Below are 24,792 nucleotides of genomic sequence, written 5' to 3'. Positions count from 1 at the left end.
CCTGGGTCACTGCGTTTTGAAACATTCTAATAACAAGGTGACGGGGAGCACAAATTTAATTTCGAATGAAAGTCAGAATGCCCGGTAAGCGCAGCGCCACCGGGCGTTTTCTTACAGCGTATGCTCAGTACGGGCGATAATATCGTCCTGCGCATCCGGCGACAGGGCGGTGAAGAACGCCGAGTAACCCGCAACGCGTACCACCAGGTCACGATACTGGTCAGGGTGTTTCTTCGCTTCCAGCAGCGTTTCGCGCGAAACGATGTTGTACTGAATATGCCAGCCCTTGTGCACCTCGAAGAAGGTACGCAGCAGTACCATCAGCTTCTGGCGATCGCTGTCGTTTTCCAGCGTCGACGGGTTCAGCTTCTGGTTAAGCAGCACGCCGCCCAGGATCGCCTCGGTAGGCAGTTTACCCACGGAACCGATGACCGCCGTTGGACCAAGGTGGTCGGTACCGGAAGCCGGGCTGGCCCCTTCCGCCAGTGGGGTATGCGCCTTACGTCCGTCCGGCGTCGCCATCGTCGCCGCGCCGAACGGCACGTTAGCGGAGATAGACGACGTGCCCGCGTAGTAGTTACCGCCAATCGGGCCGCGGCCGTAGCGCGGGTTGTGGTACTGCCTCAGCTCCTCAATGTAGGTCTGATAGGCTCGGGTCAGCAGCATGTCCACGCTGTCGTCGTCGTTGCCGTACTTCGGCGCGCCGTTGATCAGGCGCTGGCGCAGCTGCTCGTGGGTCAGCCCGTCGAAGTCATCTGCCAGCGCCGCCGCCAGCTGCTGCTGACCGATAGCGCCCTGCTCAAAGACCAGCTTCTTCACCGCCGCCAGGCTGTTGCCGAGGTTGGCGATACCCACCTGCAGGCCGGAGACCCAGTCATATTTCGCGCCGCCCTGCTTAATGCTTTTCGCGCGTTCGATGCAGTCGTCCACCAGCGCCGAGCAGAGAATGTCGTGGACGTTCTCTTCCAGCATGGTATCCACCACGTACTCGATCTCGATGGATTTGCGGGTGTAGTAGCGGATCTGGGTATCCCACGCTGCCATCACCTCCTCGAAATTGTCGAAGTTGCCGGCTGAGAGCGCTTTTTCCTGCGGCAGGAACACCTTGCCGCTGGTGGCGTCGCGGCCGCCTTCCAGCGCCGCCAGCATGACGCGGGCGAAGTTGATAAAGCTCATGCCGGTGCAGCGGTAGCCCCACTTGCCGCCTACCGCGGTTTCGATACAGCCGATGGCCGCGTAGTCATACGCATCGTCGCGCTCCACGCCAAGCTTGATAAATTCCGGGATCACAATTTCATCGTTGTTAAATGCCGGCATCCCGAAGCCGCAGCGGATCACCTGCACGCAGGCGTCGAGGAAGTCGTTGCTCATGCCCGCGTGATAGCGCACGCTCAGGTTCGGCTGGGTGGAGCGCAGGCGACCGCAGGATTCCAGAATCGCGTAGGAGAGCGGGTTCACCGCGTCCATCGGCTCGCCGTTGACCAGCTTCTGACCACCAATGGTGACGTTCTGGTACAGCGGGCTGCCGGCAGAGGCTTTGGAGTGCGAGCCGGAGCGGATTTTATTCACTTCCAGCAGCTTCAGCCAGCAGCTGTGCAGCAGCTCGATGGCGTGCTCGCGGTCCAGACTCTGGTCCAGCTCCACGTCGCGGCGGTAGTACGGATAGAGATACTGGTCCATACGCGCGAAGGAAACGGAGTGGCCGTTGGACTCAATCTGCAGGATCAGCTGAATGAAGTAGCACAGCTGCAGCGCCTGCCAGAAGGTTTTTGGCGGCTCGTGGGCAATCACGTCGCAGTTTTCCGCCATCGCCAGCAGCTCGTCGCGGCGGCTTTCGCGGGTTTCCGTAGACGCCATCTCACGCGCCAGGTCGGCGAAGCGTTTGATGTGCAGGCTGACGGCTTCCAGCACGATATCAATTGCCTTCAGGAACTGATCGCCGCGCAGGTCTTCCAGCACCGTCAGGTTGATGCGCGAGCGGCGCTCGTCCACTTTGGCGCGCAGGCCGTCGAGACCTTTCTCCAGCACCAGCGGGAAGTTTACCGCCAGGTGCGCGTCGCCGGAGGTCATGTTGCCTTCGGCTTTGATGATGCCGGTTTCCAGCAGGCCTTTCTGCTCGTCGGTGAACATGCCATAGCAGCGATCCTGCACCGTCTGGCCGCGCCACCACGGGCAGATTTCATGCAGCACACGCTTGTTTTCTTCACTCACCGCGAAGCCCGCACCCGGACGGTCCGCCAGATCGTCAATCTCTTTCTCAATCCAGGAGACGGTATATTCCGGGAAGATCGGCGCGGCGCGCACTTCGCTTGCCTGGTTGCCGATAATCAGCTCGTCGTGCTTGATCCAGATGGTGCGTTCCGCCAGGTGATGTGCCAGTGCCAGGGCGCGACGCACCGGGATCGGCTTGTCCATGTGCTGCTGGTACATTTCGGTGTAATGCTGCGCGCGCTCGGTACAGACCGGCGGCTTGACGATATGCACCAGCGCCATTTTATGCGCTTTAATACGTTCGCTGAGGGTGTTGAGATTCAGGGTGGTCATAGGTTTATCCTCGTAAGGTCGCGGTTAACCCTTTCTGGCAGGCGTACTGCTGCGCGAAATCCAGCAGGGCAGGGTTATCCAGCGGTTTGTCAGGGGCAGAGTAAGGTTGGCTGAGCAGGGTGTATTTGTTCATGCCCAGCGTGTGATACGGCAAAAAATGAATATCATCGACGCCGAGTTCGTCGGCGGCGAAGTTGGTAATGGCTGTGATGGACGCTTCATCGGCGTTAAAGCCCTGGATCAGCGGCACGCGGATGGTGATCTTTTTCCCGGCAGCGGCGAGGCGCTTCAGGTTGTCCAGGATCCGTTTGGCCGAACCGTCGGTCCACTGTTTGAACACCGCTCCATCGACGTGCTTAAGGTCGGCAAGGAACAGATCGACGTACGGTAATGACGGCTCGATATAGTGCCACGGCACGTGAAGGCAGGTTTCGACGGCGGTGTGGATACCCTGTTCGTGGCTGGCCTTGAACAGGGCGTGCGCCAGCTCCGGGTTCATAAACGGCTCGCCGCCGGAGAGGGTGATCCCGCCGCCGCTGCGGTCATAAAAAGGTTTGTCGCGCAGCACGGTGGCCATGATCTCGTCCACCTGCTTCTCTTCACCGCAGACGGTAAGCGCCTGCGTTGGACAGCAGTCGGTGAGGGCGTTAAGCGTCTCTTCACTCAGCTTTTCGCGGTGGATGACCAGGCCATTGAGCGCGCGTTCGATACAGCCCGGTGCCGCCAGCTGACACAGGTCGCAGCCTTCCAGACACAGGCGCGCGTCAAACAGCACGTCCCGGCTGCGCGAGCGGCTTTCCGGGTTCTGACACCAGCGACAGCCCAGCGAGCAGCCTTTCAGGAACACCACGGTTCGAATACCGGGGCCGTCGTGGGTGGAATAACGCTGAATATTGAAGATCATATTTTTGCCCTCAAGTTGCATATGAAGATTAAATGACTTTCGAATGAAAGTTATCTTGATTCAGGTCAACTCTTGAGCAGGTTTTATCGTGATAGGGTAAGTGCAGGCTAATTTTTGAGGGTGACATCATGGAACTTTATCTCGACACATCTGACGTTGCGGCAGTCAAAAAGCTGGCGAGTATCTTCCCGCTGGCGGGCGTGACCACCAACCCAAGCATTGTGGCGGCAGGAAAAACGCCGCTAGATGAGCTGCTGCCCGCGCTGCACGACGCGTTGGGCGGTAAGGGCCGTCTGTTTGCGCAGATAATGGCAACCACCGCCGAAGGAATGGTGGAAGACGCGCGCAAGCTGCGCGCTATCATTAACGACCTGGTGGTGAAGGTGCCGGTGACCGCGGAAGGGCTGGCGGCCATTAAGATGCTGAAAGCGGAAGGGATCCCGACGCTGGGCACGGCGGTGTATGGCGCCGCGCAGGGGATGCTGTCCGCCCTGGCCGGAGCAGAGTATGTGGCCCCTTACGTTAACCGCGTGGACGCGCAGGGCGGGGACGGGATTCAGACCGTAATTGAACTGCAGCAGCTGTTGGCGCTGCACGCGCCGCAGTCAAAGGTGCTGGCCGCGAGCTTTAAAACCCCGCGTCAGGCGCTGGACTGCCTGCTGGCAGGGTGCGAGTCCATCACGCTGCCGCTGGACGTCGCGCAGCAGTTTATTACTTCCCCTGCGGTGGATGCGGCGATCGTGAAGTTTGAGCAGGACTGGCAGGGAGCGTTTGGACGGACGTCTATCTGACGGGTGCGGCCTGATGCCCTCACCCCAACCCTCTCCCACAGGGAGAGGGAGCAAACACTAAAACGGCAACCTGAAGGTTGCCGTTTGCTTTAACCTCCGCAAACCTCACACCCCGGATTGCGTATCAGCTTCATCTCGCGGAACTGGCAGGTCATCGCGTCATACATCACGATTTTCCCCGCGGCAGGCGTGCCGTAGTGTGCCAGCACTTTGATCGCTTCCATTGCCTGCAATGAGCCAATCACGCCGACCAACGGCGCCATCACGCCCGCCTCGACGCAGGTCAGCGCATTCTCGCCAAACAGACGGCTCAGGCAGCGGTAGCAGGGTTCACCATCCGCGTACGTGAAGACGCTGATTTGCCCCTCCATGCGGATTGCCGCGCCGGAGACCAGTGGGGTTTTGTGGGCAAAACAGCCCGCGTTCAGCTGGTTACGGACGGCGACGTTATCGGTGCAGTCGAGCACCAGATCGTGCTGCGCAATCTGCGCGAACAGCGCGTCGTCATCCAGCATCGCGTCAATCAGGGTGAACTGAACGTTGGGGTTGATGCGCGCCAGCGCCGTGCGGGCAGAGCCCACTTTCGGCTGGCCAACCGTCGCGTCGCTGTGCAGCGTCTGGCGCTGCAGGTTGGACACCGAGACGGTATCGAAATCCAACAGCGTCATCCTGCCCACGCCCGCTGCCGCAAGATACTGCGCGGCGGCGCAGCCCAGCCCGCCGAGACCGACGACCAGCACATTGGCTGCCTTAAGCGCTTCCTGGCCCTCGAAGTCAAACCCGCGCAGCACGATCTGGCGGTTGTAGCGCATCATCTCCTGGTCGCTCAGCTCCACCGTCATGTCAGCCTCCGAACAGGTGGTTAAAGCGCTCAACCTCAACCCATTCGCCGGCTTCCACGTTGCCGCGCTCGCGCTCCAGCACGATGAAGCAGTTACCCAGACTGAAGGAGCTGAAAATGTGCGAGCCCTGATGTCCGGTGGTGCTCACTTCGAGCTCACCGTCCGCGCCGCGTGCCAGAATGCCGCGCTGGAAATCGAGACGACCCGGCGATTTTTTCAGCCGCGTAGCGGCACGCACGCGCAGGCGTTCCGGCAGCGGGCTGGCTTTGTTGCCGGAAAGCTTCGCCAGCAGCGGGATCGCCAGCTGGTAGAAGGTGAGTGCCGCAGAGACCGGGTTACCCGGCAGGCCGCAGAACCAGCTGTGCGGAAGCTTGCCAAACGCGAACGGTTTGCCCGGCTTAATCGCCAGCTTCCAGAAGGCGATTTCGCCCAGCTCTTCAAGAAGGGTTTTGGTGTAATCCGCTTCGCCCACGGAGACGCCGCCGGAGCTGATGACCACGTCGGAGGATTTGTCCGCCTCGATAAACGCCGCGCGCAGTTTTTCCGGGTCGTCTGGAATGATGCCGAGGTTAATCACCTCGCAGCCCAACTGCTCCAGCATCAGGTGTACCGCCAGGCGGTTGGTGTCATAAATCTGGCCGTCCTGCAGCGGCTGGCCCGGAAGCTGCAGCTCGTCGCCGGTGGAGAAGACCGCTACGCGCACCTTGCGGACAACGTCAACTTCCGCGATGCCGAGCGACGCCAGCACCGGCAGTTCACCTACCGTCAATTTCTGCCCGGCGGCAAAAACGGTCGCGCCGAGGGTGATGTCTTCGCCCGTGCGGCGGATGTTCTGGCCCGCTTTAACGTTCGCGGTAAAACGCACCCCGTCGTCGGTCTGCTCGGTCTCTTCCTGCATCACCACGGCGTCGCAGCCCTGCGGAACCGGCGCGCCAGTCATGATGCGCACGCAGGTGCCCGCAGGCCATTCGCCGACAAACGGCTGGCCCGCAAAGGCTTTACCCGCCACCGGCAGGGCGTTACCCGTCTGGAGATCCGCCAGGCGTACCGCGTAACCGTCCATCGCGGAGTTATCGAACCCCGGCACGTTCATCGGCGAGACGATATCGCGCGCGGCAATACGACCAAAACAGCGCACAAGCGGCAGCGTCTCAACGTCATGCAGCGGAGAAATACGGTCAAGCATCTGCGAGAGTGCCGTCTCAAGCGGCATCAGTCCGGCGGTAAAATCCATGGTGGGCTCCTGCGGAGTAACAACGAAAGCGCCCATTATGGCAGAAAAGTGCGGCTAACTGTATGACCCGATGGGTGTACGCTTTACATCACTGTTGCGTCTTTCTATATTCAAAAATCATCTGAAGTTTCATCGACGATAATGATATTTATAGAAAAAGCCGCGAATCAGGCTAACGGGTGATGCGAATGGTTAATGCGGTAATCGCAATTCATGGCGGCGCAGGGGCAATCACCCGTGCACAGCTCAGTCCCGAGCAGGAAAAGCGCTACATTGACGCGCTGTACGCCATTGTGGAAACGGGCCAGAAAATGCTGGAAGCGGGCGAGAGCGCGCTGGATGTGGTCACCGAGGCGGTGCGCCTGCTGGAAGAGTGTCCGCTCTTTAATGCCGGAATAGGTTCGGTCTTTACCCGGGATGAAACCCACGAGCTGGACGCCTGCGTGATGGACGGCGTCACCCTGAAGGCGGGCGCCGTGGCGGGCGTGAGCCATCTGCGAAACCCGGTGCTGGCGGCGCGTCTGGTGATGGAGGAGAGCCCGCACGTTCTGCTGGCGGGCGCTGGGGCGGAAAAATTTGCCTTTGAGCACGGAATGGAACCGGTATCGCCGGATCTGTTTTCCACGGAAGAACGCTATCAGCAGCTGCTGGAAGCCCGTACGGCGGGCATAACGCAGCTTGACCATACTGCGCCGCTGGATGAAACCACCAAAATGGGCACGGTCGGCGCGGTGGCGCTCGATAAAGCCGGTAACCTCGCGGCGGCGACGTCAACGGGCGGCATGACCAACAAGCTGCCGGGACGCGTCGGCGACAGCCCGCTGCCCGGCGCGGGCTGCTATGCCAATAACGCCACGGCAGCGGTGTCGTGTACCGGCACCGGGGAAGTGTTTATTCGCGCCCTCGCGGCCTACGACATCACCGCGCTGATGGATTACGGCGGTTTAAGCCTGAGCGAGGCTTGCGAGCGCGTGGTGATGGAAAAATTACCTGCCCTGGGCGGCGTCGGCGGGCTGATTGCGGTCGATCGTGAGGGCAACGTGGCCCTGCCGTTCAACAGCGAAGGCATGTACCGCGCCTGGGGCTATGCCGGTGATGAGCCGAGCACGGGCATCTATCGTGAATAAGGGGGCAGCGCGTGCCGCACACTGAAGAACTGGACAACCGCGAGGTGCTGGCTGTCCATCAGCTGAATATTGCGTTTCAGGAAGAGCGGCAGTTCATCCCCGCAGTACAGAATTTATCGTTCTCGCTCAGGCGCGGCGAGACGCTGGCGATTGTTGGCGAATCCGGCTCCGGTAAATCGGTCACCGCGCTGGCGCTGATGCGCCTGCTGGAACAGACGGGCGGGCAAATCAGCAGCGAGAAAATGCTCCTGCGCCGCCGTAACCGTCAGGTCATCGATTTAAACGAGCTGAGCGGCGCGCAGATGCAGGGCGTGCGCGGGGCGGATATCGCGATGATCTTCCAGGAGCCGATGACCTCGCTCAACCCGGTGTTCCCGGTCGGGGAACAAATTGCCGAGTCCATCCGGCTGCATCAGGGGCTGAGCGGCGATGAGGCGCTCAAAGAGGCCCGACGGATGCTGGAGCTGGTACGCATTCCGGAGGCGCAGGCCATTCTGGGGCGCTACCCGCATCAGCTTTCCGGCGGCATGCGCCAGCGGGTGATGATTGCCATGGCGCTCTCCTGCCGTCCGGCGGTGCTGATCGCCGATGAGCCGACGACGGCGCTGGACGTGACGATTCAGGCGCAGATCCTGCAGCTCATCAAAGTGCTGCAGCAGGAGATGGAGATGGGGGTGATTTTCATCACCCACGATATGGGCGTAGTGGCTGACATCGCCGATCGGGTGCTGGTAATGCATAAGGGCAATGCTGTGGAAACCGGTGCGGTCGAGCAGATTTTCCATGCCCCCGAGCATCCTTACACCAAAGCGCTGCTGGCGGCGGTGCCGCGGCTTGGAGCGATGAACGGCAGCGATTTGCCGCGTCGTTTTCCGCTGATTTCCCTGGAGGCGACAGAGCCGCAGGAGGATGAAGGCGAGCAGGACACCGTGGTGTCGGGTAAACCGATACTCGAAGTGCGCAATCTGGTGACCCGCTTTCCGCTGCGCAGCGGAATTTTCAACCGCCTGAAGCGCGAAGTGCATGCGGTGGAAAACGTCAGTTTTGATCTCTGGCCGGGTGAAACGCTGGCGCTGGTAGGAGAGTCCGGCTGCGGGAAATCCACCACCGGGCGGGCGCTGCTCAGGCTCGTGGAGACCCAGGAGGGGACGATAACCTTTAACGGTGAACGTATCGACACCCTGCCAGATAATAAATTACAGGCGATACGGCGAGATATTCAGTTTATCTTCCAGGATCCGTATGCCTCTCTCGACCCGCGCCATACGGTAGGGTACTCAATTATGGAGCCGCTGCGGGTGCATAACCTGCTCGACGGCGAGGCGGCGCAGCGTCGTGTGGCCTGGCTGCTGGAGCGAGTTGGCCTGAAGCCGGAACACGCCTGGCGTTATCCGCACGAGTTTTCCGGCGGGCAGCGGCAGCGTATCTGCATCGCCCGCGCGCTGGCGCTGAACCCGAAGGTGGTGATTGCGGATGAATCCGTCTCGGCGCTGGATGTCTCGATCCGGGCGCAAATTATCAACTTACTGCTGGATTTACAGCGGGATATGGGCATTGCCTTCCTGTTTATCTCGCACGATATGGCGGTGGTAGAGCGTATCAGCCACCGCGTGGCGGTGATGTTTATGGGGCAGATCGTGGAGATTGGCCCGCGAAGGGCGGTGTTTGAGAATCCGCAGCACCCCTACACCCGCAAGCTTATTGCGGCGGTCCCGGTTGCCGATCCCGCGCACCGCCACGGCCAGCGCGTGCTGCTGCAGGATGAGATGCCGAGCAACATTCGTAAACGCGGCGAAGCCGTGGAGCGCGTCACGCTGCGTGAGGTTGGTCCGGGCCACTTCGTGGCTCCGCCGCGCCAGGACAATGCCTTCTCACGGTTATAACTTACAACAGGCAGGAGAACACAATGGTTACATTTGTAGCGCGTAGATGGTTGTTAGCCGCGAGCGTGACGGCAGCCCTGGCCGCTGCCCCCGCGTTCGCCGCCAAAGACGTGGTGGTTGCCGTAGGCTCCAATTTCACCACGCTCGATCCGTACGACGCCAACGACACGCTCTCCCAGGCGGTGGCGAAATCGTTCTATCAGGGGCTGTTTGGTCTCGACAGAGAGATGAAGCTGAAAAATGTGCTGGCGGAGGGGTACACCGTATCCGACGACGGGCTGGTCTATACCATCAAGCTCCGTTCCGGCGTGAAATTCCAGGACGGGACTGATTTCAATGCGGAGGCGGTAAAGGTCAACCTCGACCGTGCCAGCAATCCTGAAAACAGCCTCAAGCGCTATAACCTGTATAAAAATATCGCCAGCACCGAGGTAGTCGACCCGGCAACGGTAAAAATCACCCTGAAAGAGCCATTCTCCGCGTTTATCAATATTCTGGCGCATCCGGCGACGGCGATGATCTCGCCCGCCGCGCTGAAAAAGTACGGTAAAGAGATCGGCTTCCACCCGGTGGGAACCGGGCCGTACGAGCTGCTCACCTGGAACCAGACCGATTTCGTGAAGGTGAAAAAATTCGCGGGATACTGGCAGCAGGGTCTGCCGAAGCTGGACACCATCACCTGGCGTCCGGTGGTGGATAACAACACCCGCGCGGCAATGCTGCAAACCGGCGAGGCGCAGTTTGCCTTCCCCATCCCGTATGAGCAGGCCGCCATTCTGCAGAAAAACAGCAAGCTGGAGCTGGTTGCCAGCCCGTCTATCATGCAGCGCTACATCAGCATGAACGTCACGCAGAAGCCGTTCGATAACCCGAAGGTGCGTGAAGCCATCAACTATGCCATTAACCGTCAGGCGCTGGTGAAGGTCGCTTTTGCGGGTTATGCCACCCCGGCCACCGGCGTGCTGCCGCCGTCTATTGCGTATGCGCAAAGCTATCAGCCGTGGCCGTACGATCCGGCTAAAGCGCGCGAGCTGCTGAAAGAGGCGGGTTTCCCGAACGGCTTCAGCACCACGCTGTGGTCGTCGCACAATCACAGCACCGCCCAGAAGGTGCTGCAGTTCACCCAGCAGCAGCTGGCGCAGGTGGGGATTAAGGCGCAGGTCACCGCGATGGATGCCGGGCAGCGTGCGGCAGAAGTGGAGGGGAAAGGGCAGAAAGAGAGCGGCGTGCGGATGTTCTACACCGGCTGGTCGGCCTCGACCGGTGAAGCCGACTGGGCGCTGTCGCCGCTGTTTGCTTCGCAGAACTGGCCGCCAACCCTGTTCAACACCGCGTTTTACAGCAATCCGCAGGTGGACAAAGACCTGGCCGATGCCCTGAAAACCACCAAACCGGAAGAGAAAGCCCGCCTCTACAAGGACGCGCAGGACATTATCTGGAAAGAGTCGCCGTGGGTACCGCTGGTGGTGGAGAAACTGGTCTCAGCCCATAACAAAGCGCTGACCGGGTTCTACATCATGCCGGACACCGGCTTTAGCTTTGACGATGCGGATTTAAAATAAACCTCATGCTGAATTATGTTTGTAAACGTCTGCTGGGGCTTATCCCGACGCTACTGATAGTGGCGGTGCTGGTGTTTTTGTTTGTCCATATGCTGCCGGGCGATCCGGCACGTCTGGTAGCCGGGCCCGAAGCGGATGCCACCGTCATTGAACTGGTGCGTAAACAGCTGGGCCTCGACCAGCCGCTGTATATGCAATTTCTGCACTATATGTGCAACGTTCTGCAGGGCGATTTTGGTATCTCGATGGTGTCGAGGCGCCCGGTGTCGGAGGAGATTGCCAGCCGCTTTATGCCCACGTTCTGGCTAACGATTGCCAGCATGGGCTGGGCGGTGGCGTTTGGGCTGGGCGCGGGGATTATTGCGGCCGTCTGGCGTAACCGCTGGCCGGACAAGCTCGGCATGGCTCTGGCGGTGACCGGCATCTCCTTCCCGGCATTCGCGCTGGGGATGCTGCTGATGCAAATCTTCTCCGTCGAGCTGGGCTGGCTGCCGACCGTCGGGGCCGATACCTGGAAGCATTACATTCTGCCCTCCATGACGCTGGGCGCTGCCGTTTCGGCGGTGATGGCCCGCTTTACCCGTGCCTCGTTCGTGGACGTGCTGAGCGAAGATTATATTCGCACCGCGCGGGCGAAAGGAGTCAGCGAGAAGTGGGTCATTCTCAAGCACGGGTTCCGCAATGCGATGATCCCGGTGGTGACGATGATGGGGCTGCAGTTTGGTTTCCTGCTGGGTGGCTCTATCGTCGTGGAAAAGGTCTTCAACTGGCCGGGGCTGGGGCGCCTGCTGGTCGATTCCGTCGAGATGCGCGACTACCCGGTGATTCAGGCAGAAGTCCTGCTTTTCTCGCTGGAGTTTATTCTTATCAACTTAGTGGTGGACGTGCTCTACGCCGCCATTAACCCGGCCATCAGGTATAAGTAAGATGCGATTGTTGAACTGGCGGCGTCAGGCCGTTTTGAACGCGATGCCGGGGCTGAAACCGGAGCATGTCCGCACCCCGTGGTCCGAATTCTGGCGACGTTTTCGCCGTCAGCCGGTCGCAATGGCGGCGGGGCTGTTCGTGCTGGTGCTAATTGCGGTGGCGATCGTTGCGCCGTGGGTAGCGCCGTTTGATGCGGAAAACTACTTTGACTACGACCGCCTGAACGACGGCCCCTCAATGCTGCACTGGTTCGGCGTGGACTCGCTTGGCCGCGATATCTTCAGCCGCGTGCTGGTAGGGGCGCAAATTTCTCTCGCCGCCGGGGTAGTCGCGGTGCTGATCGGTGCGGCTATCGGTACCGTGCTGGGGCTCGTCGCCGGGTATTATGAAGGCTGGTGGGACCGCATCATCATGCGCATCTGCGACGTGCTGTTTGCTTTCCCCGGCATTCTGCTGGCGATTGCCGTTGTCGCCATTATGGGCAGCGGCATGGCGAACGTCATTATCGCGGTGGCGGTCTTTTCGATTCCGGCCTTTGCCCGCCTGGTGCGCGGCAACACGCTGGTGCTGAAGCAGCAGACGTTTATTGAATCCGCCCGCAGCATGGGAGCCAGCGATACCACCATTCTGTTCAGCCATATTCTGCCCGGGACGGTGTCGTCCATCGTGGTCTATTTCACCATGCGTATCGGCGTGTCGATTATTTCGGCGGCCAGCCTGTCGTTTCTGGGGTTAGGGGCACAGCCGCCGACGCCGGAGTGGGGCGCGATGCTGAACGAGGCGAGGGCCGATATGGTGATAGCGCCACACGTGGCGATCTTCCCGAGCCTAGCGATTTTCCTGACCGTGCTGGCGTTTAATTTGCTGGGGGATGGGCTGCGCGACGCGCTGGATCCGAGGATAAAGGGGTAGTGCAGTGAAATGTGCCGGGTGGCGGCTACGCCTTACCCGGCCTGTAAAAGATGTGCAGTGAGATTAAACCCGGCTACCCCACAGGTCATACTCGTCCGCGTTTTCAACTTTGACGCGAATAATATCACCTGGCTTAACGTTGGTTTCGCCGTTCAGGTACACCGCGCCGTCGATTTCAGGGGCGTCCGCCATGCTGCGGCCAATCGCGCCTTCTTCGTCCACTTCGTCGATGATAACCATGATCTCGCGGCCCACTTTTTCCTGCAGACGCTCGGCAGAAATCTGCTGCTGAAGCTGCATGAAGCGGTTCCAGCGCTCCTCTTTCACCTCTTCCGGCACCTGGTCTGCCAGCTCGTTGGCGGTTGCGCCTTCCACCGGGCTGTATTTGAAGCAGCCTACGCGGTCCAGACGGGCTTCTTTCAGGAAGTCGAGCAGCATCTGGAAATCTTCTTCGGTTTCGCCCGGGAAGCCGACGATAAAGGTGGAGCGCAGGGTCAGATCCGGACAGATTTCACGCCACTGCTTGATGCGCGCCAGCTGGCGGTCAACGGAGCCAGGACGTTTCATCAGCTTCAGGATACGCGGGCTGGCGTGCTGCAGCGGGATATCCAGGTACGGCAGAATTTTGCCTTCCGCCATCAGCGGGATCACATCGTCAACGTGCGGGTACGGGTAGACGTAGTGCAGACGTGTCCAGATACCGAGCTTAGCCAGCTGCTCGCACAGGCCCACCATGCTGGTTTTCACCGGCTCGCCGTTGTGGAAACCGGAGCGGTGTTTAACGTCCACGCCATAAGCTGAGGTGTCCTGGGAGATGACCAGCAGCTCCTTCACGCCCGCATCGGCCAGACGTTTCGCTTCCGCCAGCACTTCGCCAATCGGACGGCTCACCAGATCGCCACGCATGGACGGGATGATGCAGAAGGTGCAGCGATGGTTGCAGCCTTCAGAAATTTTCAGGTAGGCGTAGTGACGCGGCGTCAGCTTCACGCCCTGTTCCGGCACCAGGCTCAGGAACGGGTTGTGCTTTGGTTTTGGCACGTAGTGATGAACATGTTCCAGCACCTGCTCGTAGCTGTGCGGGCCGGTGATCTCCAGCACCTTCGGGTGCACTTCGCGGATTTGGTCCACTTTCGCGCCCAGGCAGCCGGTAACAATCACTTTGCCGTTTTCGGTCAGCGCTTCACCGATCGCTTCCAGTGACTCCTGCACCGCGCTGTCGATAAAGCCGCAGGTGTTAACGATCACCATATCGGCGTTGTCGTAGCTTGGCACCACGTCATAGCCCTCGGTGCGCAGTTCGGTCAGGATGCGTTCTGAATCCACCAGGTTTTTCGGGCAGCCCAGGGAGACGAAGCCGATTTTCGGCTGGTGCGTAACATTGCTCATAGGTTAAAAATTCATCAATTATGGAGTTATCAGGGCGGGATTTTACAGCGTATCGCGGGGGATTTATACACTCTTTGCAAGGCGGATGCGCCAGGCCGAGGTTGTAACATTGTAAATAATGTTAATCAGTTAAGAATAATTGATCTCAGGCATTAAACTGTACAAAAAATGACCTTATTCTGAATGTGCAACATGGCTGACAGAGGAGGAAATAGCATGTCCGTTGACAGACTGAAACGCGATCTGCTTAACAAGCTGATCAACGCCCGAATCGACCTGGCCGCCTATCTGCAGCTCAGGAAGGCAAAGGGCTATATGTCAGTCAGCGAAAGCGAACATCTGCGTGATAATCTGTTTGAACTGTGTAATTTCATGCGTGAAAAAGCACCGACCCTGAAGGCGGAATACGATGAATGCGAGCTGATGGCGTTGCGTCGCGCCGCTGAGGTGCTCTCCATTGCAGGGGTATGTTTGATGAACGGACGCCACGACTGCCCAAATTTTATCGCTGTTAACGCGGAGAAGCTTGAAAACTGCCTGACAACGCTCTCTCTTTGCATCATGTGTCTTAACAAGCACGAGACGCTTGCACAGCACTGAGTTCGGGGGGAGACAACTCCCCCCATCTGATTAAGCTTTTGTAAAAGTGGTAACACGCCCGGAGGTAATGGCTAATCTTTATGCCATATGCCGAAAAAGGAGCGCTTTATGCCTCGATCCTCGTTGATTTTCCTGCCTGCATTGTTCATTCCGTTTTCGCTTCTTGCTGCGCCAGAGGCGGTAAAGGTTGAGGTGCTGCAAAACCGACTCGATCACCCCTGGTCGATGGCGTTCCTGCCGGGCAATGACGGTTTACTGGTCACTCTTAAGGGCGGGCAGCTCAAGCGCTGGCAGGCCGGGAAAGGACTTTCCGATCCCATTGTCGGCGTGCCGAAGGTGTGGGCGAACGGCCAGGGAGGACTGCTGGACGTGGTGCTGGCGCCTGATTTTGAAAAGTCGCGCCGCGTCTGGCTGAGCTACGCCGAAGCCGGGCGTGACGGCAAGGCCGGAACGGCGGTGGGCTATGGCCGCCTGAGCGACGATCTTTCCCGCATCGAGGGATTCCAGGTGGTGTTCCGCCAGATGCCGAAACTCTCTACCGGTAACCATTTTGGTGGGCGACTGGTGTTCGACGGCAAAGGGTATCTCTTTATTGGACTCGGCGAGAACAACCAGCGCCCGACGGCGCAGGATCTGGACAAGCTGCAGGGTAAGGTGGTGCGCCTCACCGAAGACGGTAAAGTGCCGCCGGATAACCCCTTTGTGAACACCTCCGGCGCGCGGCCGGAAATTTGGTCCTACGGCATTCGTAACCCGCAGGGGATGGCGATGAACCCGTGGAGCGACACGCTGTGGCTGAACGAGCACGGCCCGCGCGGCGGGGATGAAATCAACATCCCGGAGAAGGGCAAAAATTATGGCTGGCCGCTGGCAACGCACGGCATTAACTACAGCGGGCTGAAAATCCCGGAAGCCAAAGGCGAGCACGTTGAGGGAGCCGAAAAGCCGCTGTTTGTCTGGAAAGTGTCGCCCGCGGTCAGCGGCATGGCGTTCTATAATAGCGACGTGTTCCCGCAGTGGAAAAACAAGCTGTTTATCGGGGCGCTGAAGGAAAAGGACGTTATCGTGCTGAGCGTGGACGGCAATAAGGTGACGGAGGACGGGCGGATCCTGGGCGACCGGGAGCAACGTATTCGCGATGTGCGGGTGGGGCCGGATGGCTATCTGTATGTCCTGACCGACGAAACGGACGGGCAGCTGTTAAAAGTCAGCCCGTCCGGTGCGTAATCAGGTGACCGGGATCATCACCACGTTACGGTACGCCGGGCGCTCGCCAAGCTGCTTAAGCCAGCGGTCAAGGTTCGGGCGCGGCGTCCATTTCAGACCGAGGTTGGTCAGGTTCCAGACGAACGGCGCTACGGCAATGTCCCCCACGCCGAACGTATCGCCGGAGAACCAGGCGTGCTTCGCCAGCTCATCGTCCATCATCGCAAACAGGTTTTCGCAGGCATCCTGCGCGGCATGAATGGCGGGGTAGTCGCGCTCGGCTTCAGGGGTTCTCACCAGCCCCATCAGGATCACGCGGTGAACGGGAGAGAGCGTCTGATTTGCCCAGTCCATCCACTTCTCACCCTGCGCGCGCTGCGCCGGGTTTTCAACCCACAGGCGGCCAAGACCGTACTGGGCGGCGAGGTAACGCACAATGGTGTTGGACTCCCAAAGGGTTGCGTCTGTTTCGTCATCGCGCAGCAGCGGCACCAGGCCGTTCGGGTTCATCGCCAGATAGTCGGCCTCTTTGTTCACGCCGAACGACATGCCAGCCATGATTTGGTTAAACGGTAAATCCAGTTCCTCCAGCGTCCAGAGCACTTTCTTAACGTTGGTCGAATTATTCCTGCCCCACAGCGTAATCATATTTACTCCTGTTGAGTGTGAATCTGGGTCGGCTTTTTGCCATGGTGAGATAAACCTAACAATTACGCAACAGAAGACAAAAAAATCGCCTGAATCAAAGCGTAAAGGAATGTTATTGCATAAACTTTAATAACTTTACCCTCGTTGGGTTTCTTTAACCGTTTTAGTGCGCTATTACTCATCGCTTCTTGCGACACGGTGATGTGACGTAATTTTTGAATGGACACTCGGGTGGCATTTATGACGCGAAAAATGACTTCTCTGCGCAGCCTGGCGGCAGGCTCTGCGCTCCTTTTCCTGTTTGCACCAACACTCTACGCGGCTGAACAGGCTGCGCCCGAAGCGCCGCCTGTGGACGCGCGCGCCTGGATCCTGATGGACTATTCCAGCGGTAAAGTGCTGGCGGAAGGCAATGCGGATGAGAAACTCGATCCGGCCAGCCTGACCAAAATCATGACCAGCTATGTGGTCGGGCAGGCGTTAAAAGCGGGCAAGATCAAGCTGGACGATATGGTCACCATCGGGAAGGATGCCTGGGCGACCGGCAACCCGGCGCTGCGGGGCTCGTCTGTGATGTTCCTGAAGCCTGGCGATCAGGTCTCCGTCTCCGATCTGAACAAAGGGGTAATCATTCAGTCGGGAAATGATGCGTGTATCGCGCTGGCCGACTACGTTGCCGGCAGTCAGGATTCTTTCATTGGTTTGATGAATGGCTATGCGCAAAAACTCGGCTTAACCAACACCACCTTCAAAACGGTCCACGGCCTGGATGCGCCGGGACAGTTCAGTACCGCGCGCGACATGGCGCTGCTGGGAAAAGCGCTGATCCACGACGTGCCGGATGAATACGCCATCCACAAAGAGAAAGAGTTTACCTTCAACAAAATTCGCCAGCCGAACCGCAACCGCCTGCTGTGGAGCAGCAACGTTAACGTGGACGGAATGAAGACCGGCACTACGGCCGGCGCGGGCTACAACCTGGTGGCCTCCGCGACGCAGGGCGACATGCGCCTGATCTCGGTGGTGCTGGGCACCAAAACCGACCGCATCCGCTTTAACGAGTCAGAAAAACTGCTGACCTGGGGCTTCCGCTTCTATGAAACCGTGACGCCGATTAAACCGGATGCCACGTTCGTCAGCCAGCGCGTCTGGTTTGGTGATAAGAGCGAGGTGAATCTGGGGGCGGGTGAGGCCGGTTCCGTGACCATTCCACGCGGTCAGCTGAAAAACCTGAAAGCAAGCTATACCCTGACCGAACCGCAGCTCACCGCGCCGCTGAAAAAAGGCCAGGTGGTCGGGACGATTGATTTCCAGCTAAACGGTAAGTCGATTGAACAGCGTCCGCTGATTGTGATGGAAGCGGTGGAAGAGGGCGGCTTCTTCAGCCGGATGTGGGATTTCGTGTTGATGAAATTCCATAGCTGGTTTGGCAGCTGGTTTAGTTAAGTTTTATGCCGGGTGGCGCTGCGCTTACCCGGCATAACCTCAATACATCAACTTCACCTGCTGTGCCTTTGCATGGGCCACAATCTCGTCATCGGGGCGGCAATCGCTGACGATGGCGTCAAACTGCGCCAGCTCACCCATTCTTGCCGAACGCACCTTGCCAAACTTACTGTGATCGACCACCAGCACATGATACTGCGCGGCATTTAACGCCCAGTGCTTGACCGGCAGCTCCTCCAGATTAAAGCAGGTTGCACCCTGGCGCACGTTCACGCCTGCGGCAGAATAAAACGCGATGTCCGGGCATAAATTGCTAAGCGTGTCCTGCAGGTTAAGCGGTTTAAAGATGGCGTTGCTGGCGTGAAACTCGCCGCCGCAGAGGATCACCCGGCACTCGGGTTTCTCCTGAAGCGCCAGAAAGGTGTTCAGGGAGTAGCACACCGCGGTAAAGGGAATACTGCTGTCAATGGCTTCGATAATCCACGGCGTAGTGGTGCCGCAGTCAAAAAACAGCGTCTGGTGCGGCTGAACCAGCGTAGCCGCAAGGCGCGCGGCTTTACGCTTCTCTTCAACCAGACGCGTCTTCTGGTCGCTGATCAGATAATGGCTGGCGCTGCGCGGCTCAAGGACGATGTACCCGCCCAGCAGTACCACGGGGGCGCTGTCGCTGTTCAGATCGCGACGAATGGTCATCTCTGAGACGCCGAGGAGGTTGGCGGCTTCCTTCAGATGCAGCTTATCGCTGCGCTTCAGCGCCTGCAGCAGCTGAGCAATGCGGTCATCGCGTCGTGTTTCCATAGTTCCTCGGGATAAAAAAGTGAGCCCCCGCAGGGCGGGGGCTCAGTGTAACCTGTCCGGTTGGGGTTAGTCACGTATCCAGCCCTTGCGGATCGGGATGGCAAAAATGGCGCGATAGAGCGAAGAGAGCCCGCGGTAGAGCGCCTCACCGAAGAGATTCCACAGGATAGCCGCGCTCACGCAGCCAATCAGCCCCACCAGGAAACCGCCCACCATATCCAGCGGCCAGTGGACGCCAAGATAGACGCGCGACCAGGCGATAGCCACAGCGGCCACCATCAGCACCGCACCCGACCACAGGCGATGCCAGAACAGGAAAGCCAGCGCGAAGGTGAAGATAACCGTACCGTGATCGCTCGGGAAAGAGTCATCCGGCGCGTGGTGCAGGAAGGTGTAGCCAATGCGATCGACAAAAGGACGATCGTGCGGGAACGCGTGGCCGAGAAGATAGCTGACCAGCACGCTTACCCCGAGCGCCATCGCGACTTTGATCACCAGCTGGCGCTGAGCCTTAACCTGGCTGCGCGGCCCCCACAGCCAGAGAATGGCAGCCAGCGCAGGCACGATGCTGATAAGGTCTTTCGCCAGAAAGGTGGCAAAATCAATCATCCACTCTGGCGAGGCCGGGGTGGCGTTGATCAGATAAAACAGCTGATAATTCAGATTCTCTAGCATAGCGTAATCACTCTTTTGCAAACCGGGTGGAAACCAGCCCGTAGACCGCCACCTGGGAAAACCAGACCCACCACCCGGCCCACAGGTTGTGAGAGAAAAAATGTGCCCCGCGCATCACCTGGCCGAAGCCCATCGCCAGACCCAGAACCGCGCCAAGGACCACAAAGCTCCAGGCGAGACGCGGACGCTCGCGCCAGAAGGCAAAAAACAGCCCCATCACCATAAAGCCGCTGGAAGAATGGCCACCCGGGAAGCAGCGGCCCGGACCGCTGTCTGCCGGAACAGCACTGAACAGGGGGTAAGACACGGCCTTACCGCCATATTCCACCAGATCCCACGGGCAGCTGTGGTGGCTGATGCTTTTCAGCACGCCGACCACCAGCGCGCCAAGCCCCATCAGCAGCGCGGCTGTGACAAGCCTTGCGTTACGTTTGTAAGCGCCGTAAAGCAGCGCCACGGCGCCTAAGGCAATCGCAATGTACTTCGCCAGACGATGGTTCAGCAGATCCAGTAGGTGGTCTTTCTGCAGCGGGAAAGTCTGTGTCGCCGCGTCATACCAAAAACCGGTGATCCATCTGTCGAGCGCTTCATCGCGCGATAGCCACGTAAACACCACGGCAAGCGCTACTAGCACCAAAAGCTGATAACCATAAAAGCGGGACGGTAAGCGGTAAAGCTGTTTTGTCTTATTAGTCTGTAAGTTAGACAATTCTGAACGGCTGGAAGTGAGTGCCATAATTAGGGATCAGTGACGAGTAATCGCGCTATCATAAATCTGTCAACTTAAGGAAACCTTAAACGAAGACGATATGTGCTTTATTTCTGTTTCTCCTCGATAAATCACTATCTCGGATTACGGCATTTCATTAAACTCGTCGCGATTTTGTCATTATAAAGAGATTGCATGTTAAACCGTTCTTCTTCTGGTTCACGTCTGGGTCGTCAGGCGTTGCTTTTCCCTCTGTGTCTGGTGCTCTACGAATTCTCTACCTATATCGGCAACGATATGATCCAGCCCGGTATGCTGGCCGTTGTGGAGCAGTACAACGCGGGAATCGAGTGGGTGCCGACCTCCATGACCGCCTATCTGGCTGGCGGCATGTTTTTGCAGTGGCTGTTAGGCCCGCTGTCGGATCGTATTGGCCGCCGTCCGGTGATGCTGACGGGCGTGGTGTGGTTTATCGTTACCTGCCTCGCCACGCTGCTGGCGCAAAACATTGAACAATTTACCCTGCTGCGTTTCCTGCAGGGGGTGAGCCTGTGCTTTATCGGCGCCGTGGGGTATGCCGCCATCCAGGAGTCGTTTGAGGAGGCGGTGTGTATAAAAATTACCGCGCTGATGGCTAACGTGGCGCTGATCGCCCCCTTACTCGGGCCGCTGGTGGGGGCAGCGTGGGTGCACGTTGCGCCGTGGGAAGGGATGTTTGTGCTCTTTGCTGTTCTCGCCGCCATCGCGTTCTTCGGCCTGCACCGCGCGATGCCGGAAACGGCTACCCGTCTGGGCGAAAAACTCTCGCTGAAAGAGCTGGGCCGGGATTACAAAGCAGTGTTGCAAAATGGCCGCTTTGTGGCGGGGGCGCTGGCGACCGGATTCGTTAGCCTGCCTCTGCTGGCGTGGATCGCGCAGTCACCGGTTATTATCATCAGCGGTGAAAAGCTCAGCAGCTACGAGTACGGCCTGCTGCAGGTGCCGATCTTTGGCGCGTTGATTATCGGTAACCTGGTGCTGGCCCGTCTGACGTCTCGCCGCACCGTGCGTTCACTGATTATCATGGGCGGCTGGCCGATTGCGGCAGGGCTGATTCTGGCGGCGGTAGCGACCGTCGCGTCATCCCACGCCTACCTGTGGATGACGGCGGGGCTGAGCATTTATGCCTTCGGAATTGGTGTGGCGAACGCTGGCCTGGTGCGCCTGACCCTATTTGCGAGCGAGATGAGTAAAGGTACGGTCTCTGCGGCGATGGGCATGCTGCAGATGCTGATTTTTACCGTCGGTATCGAGGTGAGCAAGCACGCTTACGCGCTGGGCGGCAACGGGTTGTTCAGCCTGTTTAACCTCGCCAACGGCGTGCTGTGGGTTGGCCTGATGGTGGTATTCCTGAAGGACAAACGTGTCGGAAACGCCCTGCAACCATAATCTTTTTTTCCCTCTCCCCTTTGGGGAGAGGGGCGAGGCCGCCAGACCGCACGCGGTCAATTAAACGGTGCCTCCCCGTTCAACACCTTCTCAATCACGTTTAAAACGCCTTCCTCGTTATTATGCGGTGCTTCAAAGCGCGCCTCCGCTTTAATATGCGGTTTGGCATTTGCCATCGCAAAGCTGAACCCGGACTGACGCAGCATCTCCACGTCGTTGCCGCTATCACCAAAGGCCACCACTTCGCTGTCCTCGATGCCCCAGCGCGTTTGCAGGATCCGCAGGCCGTTGGCTTTATGCACGCCGGGGATAATCAGGTCAATGCTGCCGTGACCGGTGGTGACGGGCACCATAATGTCACTTAGCTTTTCATGCAGCAGCGCCTGAATGCGCGGAATTTCGTCATCGGAAACGTTGAGCCCGAACTTGAAGAAGATGTCGTTCAGGCTGTTGAAATCCTGCACCCTTTCGAGGCGGTGATAATATTTTGACGCGATATCAATGAAGGCATCGTCATAGGCTTTAAGCGTGTAGGCGCTGCCTTTCCCGCAGGCGATAATCTCAATGCCGGGAACATCGTTTAAGACGGTGGCCACGGTGCTGAAATGCGCTTTTGTCAGCTCGCCGTTGAACACATCTTCCCCGGCATCGACCACCCAGCCGCCGTTTTCGGCAACAAAGGCAATTTCATGCGCGATCTCCGGGAAGAACGAGATCAGCTGGTAATACTGGTTGCCGCTGGCGACAACAAAGCGAATGCCTTGCTCCTTCATGCGCGCATATTGCGCCAGAAAGCGCGGGCGGTTATAGGTCTTGGCATCACTCAGGAATGTGCCATCCATGTCGACGGCGATCAGTTTAACGCTCATATCCCTTCTCCATTGACGTTTGTTCCGTTTCCGGCTTTGCCACCGCGCGCGCCACCAGCGCCGCGATAATCACCAACCCTAACACCACCAGCATGGCGCTGCGCAACCCGTAGTGCTCACCGAGGAAACCGAGCAGCGGCGGCCCGACCAGGAAGGCGAGGTAGCCCGTGGTCGCCACCACGCTGACGCGGGTCGGGGCATCCGGGCCGGTGTCGCTGGCGGCCGAAATAGTCAGCGGGAAGCCGAGCGACGCGCCCAGACCCCAGAGGATGACCGAGACTCCGGCAATCCAGTCCACGTCCACAAAGACGATCATCGCGATACCCAGGCCGCCGAGCAGGGCGCTGGCGCGCACTACCGCCACGCGGCTGTAGCGGTCGATAAACCAGCCGCCGGTGAAGCGCCCTACGGTCATCCCCAGCGTAAACCCGGCGTAAATCAGCGAGCCGGAGGTCGGACTAAAGCCGTGGCCGTCCACCATCAGCAGCGGCAGCCAGTCGTTGGCAGAACCTTCCGCGAAGGCCATCGCCAGCACCACCACGCCGATGAGCATCAGCTGGAAATCGCGGTAGAAGGGCAGCCCTTTTTCCGTCGAATGCTGTTCTTCAGCGGAATTCTTGCCGGTACCGTTCGGGATCGCCCGAATGCCGGTCAGGATCGGAATGATGCATACCAGCGCCGCCAGCAGGATATGCAGATTCGCGCTCATGCCAAAGGCCGTCAGCGCCATCCCGACGCCCGCACCGGCGAGCGTGCCGAGGCTGTAAAATCCGTGCATCATGGGCAGCACGGTTTTGTTCATCTCGCGCTCGACCGCCGCCCCTTCAACGTTTATCGCTACCTCCGCCGAACCGAAGCTGCCGCCAAACACCGTCAGCCCCAGCGCAAACAGCACCGGCGAAGCAAACCACAGCGCCACGCTTAGCACGATCATCCCAATTACCGCGAAGCACATGGTGGTGCGGATCACCGCCCGCGTGCCAAAGCGCTTCACCAGCCACGCGGAGCAGAGAATACCGCTCATGGAGCCTATCGACAGACCGAACAGCACGATGCCCATCTCCGCGGTAGAGACGGACAAAATATCGCGAATGGCGGGCGTACGTGTGGCCCAGGAGGCCATCAGCAGACCGGGAATAAAGAAGAACATAAACAATGCCCACATGCGTAGTCGCAGGGCGTTGCGGGAAGAGGTCAGCGTCATTGGGGTAGCACCAGAAGTACAACAGTAGCGACAACACTAGCAAGTTTGTGTACATTTGTACACAAACCAGGTGAGGAATTTATGAGCAGACCACCGAACGATCCGCATCGACGTGAAAAAATTCTCCAGGCGACGCTGGATACCATTGCCGAACACGGGATTCACGCCGTCACGCACCGCAAAATCGCCACCTGCGCGGGCGTGCCGCTGGGGTCAATGACCTACTATTTCGACGGCATGGAGCCGCTGCTGGAGGAGGCCTTCACGTGGTTTACCCGGCAGATGTCGCAGCAGTACCGGGATTTCTTCGCGGGCGTCACCGGGCCGGAGATGGCGTGTGAATCCATCACCACTCTGATCCACAGCTCGCAGGTGACCACGCCGCACAACATGGCGCTGATGTATCAGCTTTACGCCTTTATGCACCGCAGCGCGGCGCTCAAAACGGTGATGCAGGACTGGATGAAAATGAGCCAGACCACGCTGGAGCAGTGGTTCGACCCGGTCACCACCCGTGCGCTGGATGCCTTCATCGAAGGGATGACGCTGCACTATGTGACTGACCGAGAGCCATTAAGCCGGGAGGAAATTCGGGCGATGGTGGGGAGAATTGCGGGCGAGGGGAACCCTTAGGCATCACTCGCCCTGCCTGTTTTACCTGTGTTCGATTTTTTTCCCGCTGGCGTCCACGACGGCTTCGCCATCCTCTTTACTAAACGCGCCTTTCTGCGCGTCCGGCAGAATGTCGAGGACAACTTCAGACGGGCGGCACAGGCGGGTGCCCAGCGGCGTTACCACAATCGGGCGGTTAATCAGAATCGGGTATTGCTGCATAAAGTCGATAAGCTGGTCGTCGGTGAAGATATCTTCGGCCAGGCCGAGCTGTTCATAGGGCTCCACGTTTTTGCGCAGCAGATCCCGCACCGAAATCCCCATATTAGCAATCAGGGTGGCCAGCTTATCGCGCGACGGCGGGGTTTCCAGATAGAGGATAATCTCCGGCTCCGTGCCGCTGTTGCGGATCATCTCCAGCGTATTGCGCGAGGTGCCGCAGGCTGGGTTGTGGTAGATGGTGATGTGGCTCATATCAGTGG

Annotated in this window: 23 protein-coding genes; 11 read left to right on the top strand and 12 right to left on the bottom strand. The window is 58.9% G+C overall.

Translation table 11 applies throughout. The annotated features are described in order from the left end of the window. Positions 1-111: 111 nt before the first annotated feature. The gene (locus ACTJI7_RS05170) at positions 112-2,544 is read right to left on the bottom strand and encodes a formate C-acetyltransferase/glycerol dehydratase family glycyl radical enzyme (RefSeq protein WP_045259979.1); all 2,433 of its coding nucleotides are present in this window, start codon (positions 2,542-2,544) and stop codon (positions 112-114) included. A gap of 4 nt (positions 2,545-2,548) precedes the next feature. Next, complete coding sequence (locus ACTJI7_RS05165) at positions 2,549-3,448, bottom strand: glycyl-radical enzyme activating protein (RefSeq protein WP_047368162.1); 900 nt, start codon at positions 3,446-3,448, stop codon at positions 2,549-2,551. Positions 3,449-3,576: 128 nt separating this feature from the next. On the opposite strand from ACTJI7_RS05165, the gene fsa reads away from it, so the two are divergent. After that, a complete protein-coding gene (gene fsa / locus ACTJI7_RS05160; RefSeq protein WP_045259981.1) occupies positions 3,577-4,239 on the top strand; it encodes a fructose-6-phosphate aldolase in 663 nt (220 codons plus the stop codon). A gap of 89 nt (positions 4,240-4,328) precedes the next feature. Here the strand turns inward: fsa and moeB are convergent, their stop codons facing one another. Both moeB and moeA read right to left on the bottom strand, forming a co-directional pair. Further along, positions 4,329-5,081, bottom strand: coding sequence for a molybdopterin-synthase adenylyltransferase MoeB (gene moeB / locus ACTJI7_RS05155; RefSeq protein WP_440669803.1), 753 nt, complete (start codon positions 5,079-5,081; stop codon positions 4,329-4,331). Between the two features lies 1 nt (position 5,082). Continuing rightward, positions 5,083-6,315 carry a molybdopterin molybdotransferase MoeA gene (gene moeA / locus ACTJI7_RS05150; RefSeq protein WP_045259983.1) on the bottom strand — a complete coding sequence of 411 codons (1,233 nt, stop codon included), beginning with the start codon at positions 6,313-6,315 and terminating at the stop codon, positions 5,083-5,085. Positions 6,316-6,503: 188 nt separating this feature from the next. Between moeA and iaaA the strand changes: the two genes are divergently transcribed. The 5 genes from iaaA to gsiD are packed head-to-tail and all read left to right on the top strand — an operon-like array spanning position 6,504 to position 12,726. Further along, positions 6,504-7,442 carry a beta-aspartyl-peptidase gene (gene iaaA / locus ACTJI7_RS05145; RefSeq protein ID WP_045260003.1) on the top strand — a complete coding sequence of 313 codons (939 nt, stop codon included), beginning with the start codon at positions 6,504-6,506 and terminating at the stop codon, positions 7,440-7,442. Between the two features lie 11 nt (positions 7,443-7,453). After that, positions 7,454-9,325 (top strand): glutathione ABC transporter ATP-binding protein GsiA, encoded by a 1,872-nt coding sequence (gene gsiA / locus ACTJI7_RS05140; RefSeq protein ID WP_045630941.1) that lies wholly within the window; start codon positions 7,454-7,456, stop codon positions 9,323-9,325. Positions 9,326-9,348: 23 nt separating this feature from the next. Beyond that, complete coding sequence (gene gsiB, locus ACTJI7_RS05135) at positions 9,349-10,887, top strand: glutathione ABC transporter substrate-binding protein GsiB (RefSeq protein WP_126345167.1); 1,539 nt, start codon at positions 9,349-9,351, stop codon at positions 10,885-10,887. A 5-nt stretch (positions 10,888-10,892) separates the two neighbouring features. After that, positions 10,893-11,813 carry a glutathione ABC transporter permease GsiC gene (gene gsiC / locus ACTJI7_RS05130; RefSeq protein WP_045630942.1) on the top strand — a complete coding sequence of 307 codons (921 nt, stop codon included), beginning with the start codon at positions 10,893-10,895 and terminating at the stop codon, positions 11,811-11,813. A 1-nt stretch (position 11,814) separates the two neighbouring features. Beyond that, on the top strand, positions 11,815-12,726 hold the full coding sequence (gsiD, locus tag ACTJI7_RS05125) for a glutathione ABC transporter permease GsiD (RefSeq protein WP_028012480.1): 912 nt from the start codon (positions 11,815-11,817) through the stop codon (positions 12,724-12,726). A gap of 63 nt (positions 12,727-12,789) precedes the next feature. Here gsiD and rimO read toward each other — a convergent pair whose 3' ends face one another. Further along, a complete protein-coding gene (rimO, locus tag ACTJI7_RS05120) occupies positions 12,790-14,115 on the bottom strand; it encodes a 30S ribosomal protein S12 methylthiotransferase RimO (RefSeq protein ID WP_041910688.1) in 1,326 nt (441 codons plus the stop codon). Positions 14,116-14,331: 216 nt separating this feature from the next. Here rimO and bssR point away from each other — a divergent pair, with 216 nt between their 5' ends. After that, entirely contained in the window at positions 14,332-14,715 is a 384-nt protein-coding gene (gene bssR / locus ACTJI7_RS05115; RefSeq protein ID WP_028012482.1) for a biofilm formation regulator BssR, read from the top strand. 108 nt (positions 14,716-14,823) lie between these two features. Further along, entirely contained in the window at positions 14,824-15,942 is a 1,119-nt protein-coding gene (locus ACTJI7_RS05110; protein WP_048957049.1) for a PQQ-dependent sugar dehydrogenase, read from the top strand. On the opposite strand, the gene ACTJI7_RS05105 is transcribed toward ACTJI7_RS05110, so the two are convergent. Beyond that, complete coding sequence (locus tag ACTJI7_RS05105) at positions 15,943-16,569, bottom strand: glutathione S-transferase family protein (RefSeq protein ID WP_028012484.1); 627 nt, start codon at positions 16,567-16,569, stop codon at positions 15,943-15,945. Positions 16,570-16,809: 240 nt separating this feature from the next. Here ACTJI7_RS05105 and dacC point away from each other — a divergent pair, with 240 nt between their 5' ends. Next, positions 16,810-18,015, top strand: coding sequence for a serine-type D-Ala-D-Ala carboxypeptidase (gene dacC / locus ACTJI7_RS05100; protein WP_032644979.1), 1,206 nt, complete (start codon positions 16,810-16,812; stop codon positions 18,013-18,015). A 39-nt stretch (positions 18,016-18,054) separates the two neighbouring features. On the opposite strand, the gene deoR is transcribed toward dacC, so the two are convergent. The 3 genes from deoR to ACTJI7_RS05085 all read right to left on the bottom strand — a co-directional run bounded on the left by deoR (position 18,055) and on the right by ACTJI7_RS05085 (position 20,224). Continuing rightward, positions 18,055-18,813, bottom strand: coding sequence for a DNA-binding transcriptional repressor DeoR (deoR, locus tag ACTJI7_RS05095; protein ID WP_047368171.1), 759 nt, complete (start codon positions 18,811-18,813; stop codon positions 18,055-18,057). Positions 18,814-18,879: 66 nt separating this feature from the next. After that, positions 18,880-19,488, bottom strand: a complete 609-nt coding sequence (gene ybjG / locus ACTJI7_RS05090) for an undecaprenyl-diphosphate phosphatase (protein WP_193359471.1) — start codon at positions 19,486-19,488, stop codon at positions 18,880-18,882. 7 nt (positions 19,489-19,495) lie between these two features. Next, positions 19,496-20,224: a phosphatase PAP2 family protein gene (locus tag ACTJI7_RS05085; RefSeq protein ID WP_047368172.1), complete on the bottom strand. Its 729-nt coding sequence runs from the start codon at positions 20,222-20,224 to the stop codon at positions 19,496-19,498. A 168-nt stretch (positions 20,225-20,392) separates the two neighbouring features. Between ACTJI7_RS05085 and ACTJI7_RS05080 the strand changes: the two genes are divergently transcribed. Beyond that, positions 20,393-21,625 carry an MFS transporter gene (locus ACTJI7_RS05080; RefSeq protein WP_048960865.1) on the top strand — a complete coding sequence of 411 codons (1,233 nt, stop codon included), beginning with the start codon at positions 20,393-20,395 and terminating at the stop codon, positions 21,623-21,625. A gap of 56 nt (positions 21,626-21,681) precedes the next feature. Here ACTJI7_RS05080 and ACTJI7_RS05075 read toward each other — a convergent pair whose 3' ends face one another. Continuing rightward, on the bottom strand, positions 21,682-22,494 hold the full coding sequence (locus ACTJI7_RS05075) for a Cof-type HAD-IIB family hydrolase (RefSeq protein ID WP_059355492.1): 813 nt from the start codon (positions 22,492-22,494) through the stop codon (positions 21,682-21,684). Further along, a complete protein-coding gene (locus ACTJI7_RS05070) occupies positions 22,484-23,698 on the bottom strand; it encodes an MFS transporter (RefSeq protein WP_041910681.1) in 1,215 nt (404 codons plus the stop codon). Before ACTJI7_RS05070 ends, ACTJI7_RS05075 begins: the two co-directional genes overlap by 11 nt. Positions 23,699-23,779: 81 nt before the next feature. Here ACTJI7_RS05070 and ACTJI7_RS05065 point away from each other — a divergent pair, with 81 nt between their 5' ends. Further along, positions 23,780-24,331 (top strand): TetR/AcrR family transcriptional regulator, encoded by a 552-nt coding sequence (locus tag ACTJI7_RS05065; protein ID WP_028012492.1) that lies wholly within the window; start codon positions 23,780-23,782, stop codon positions 24,329-24,331. Between the two features lie 21 nt (positions 24,332-24,352). Here the strand turns inward: ACTJI7_RS05065 and arsC are convergent, their stop codons facing one another. Beyond that, entirely contained in the window at positions 24,353-24,784 is a 432-nt protein-coding gene (gene arsC, locus ACTJI7_RS05060; protein ID WP_063154615.1) for a glutaredoxin-dependent arsenate reductase, read from the bottom strand. Between the last annotated feature and the right edge of the window lie 8 nt (positions 24,785-24,792).

Source organism: Enterobacter sp. 22499 (genome assembly GCF_052044815.1).
Classification (GTDB): domain Bacteria; phylum Pseudomonadota; class Gammaproteobacteria; order Enterobacterales; family Enterobacteriaceae; genus Enterobacter; species Enterobacter bugandensis.
This window is presented reverse-complemented; position numbering and strand designations above follow the sequence as displayed.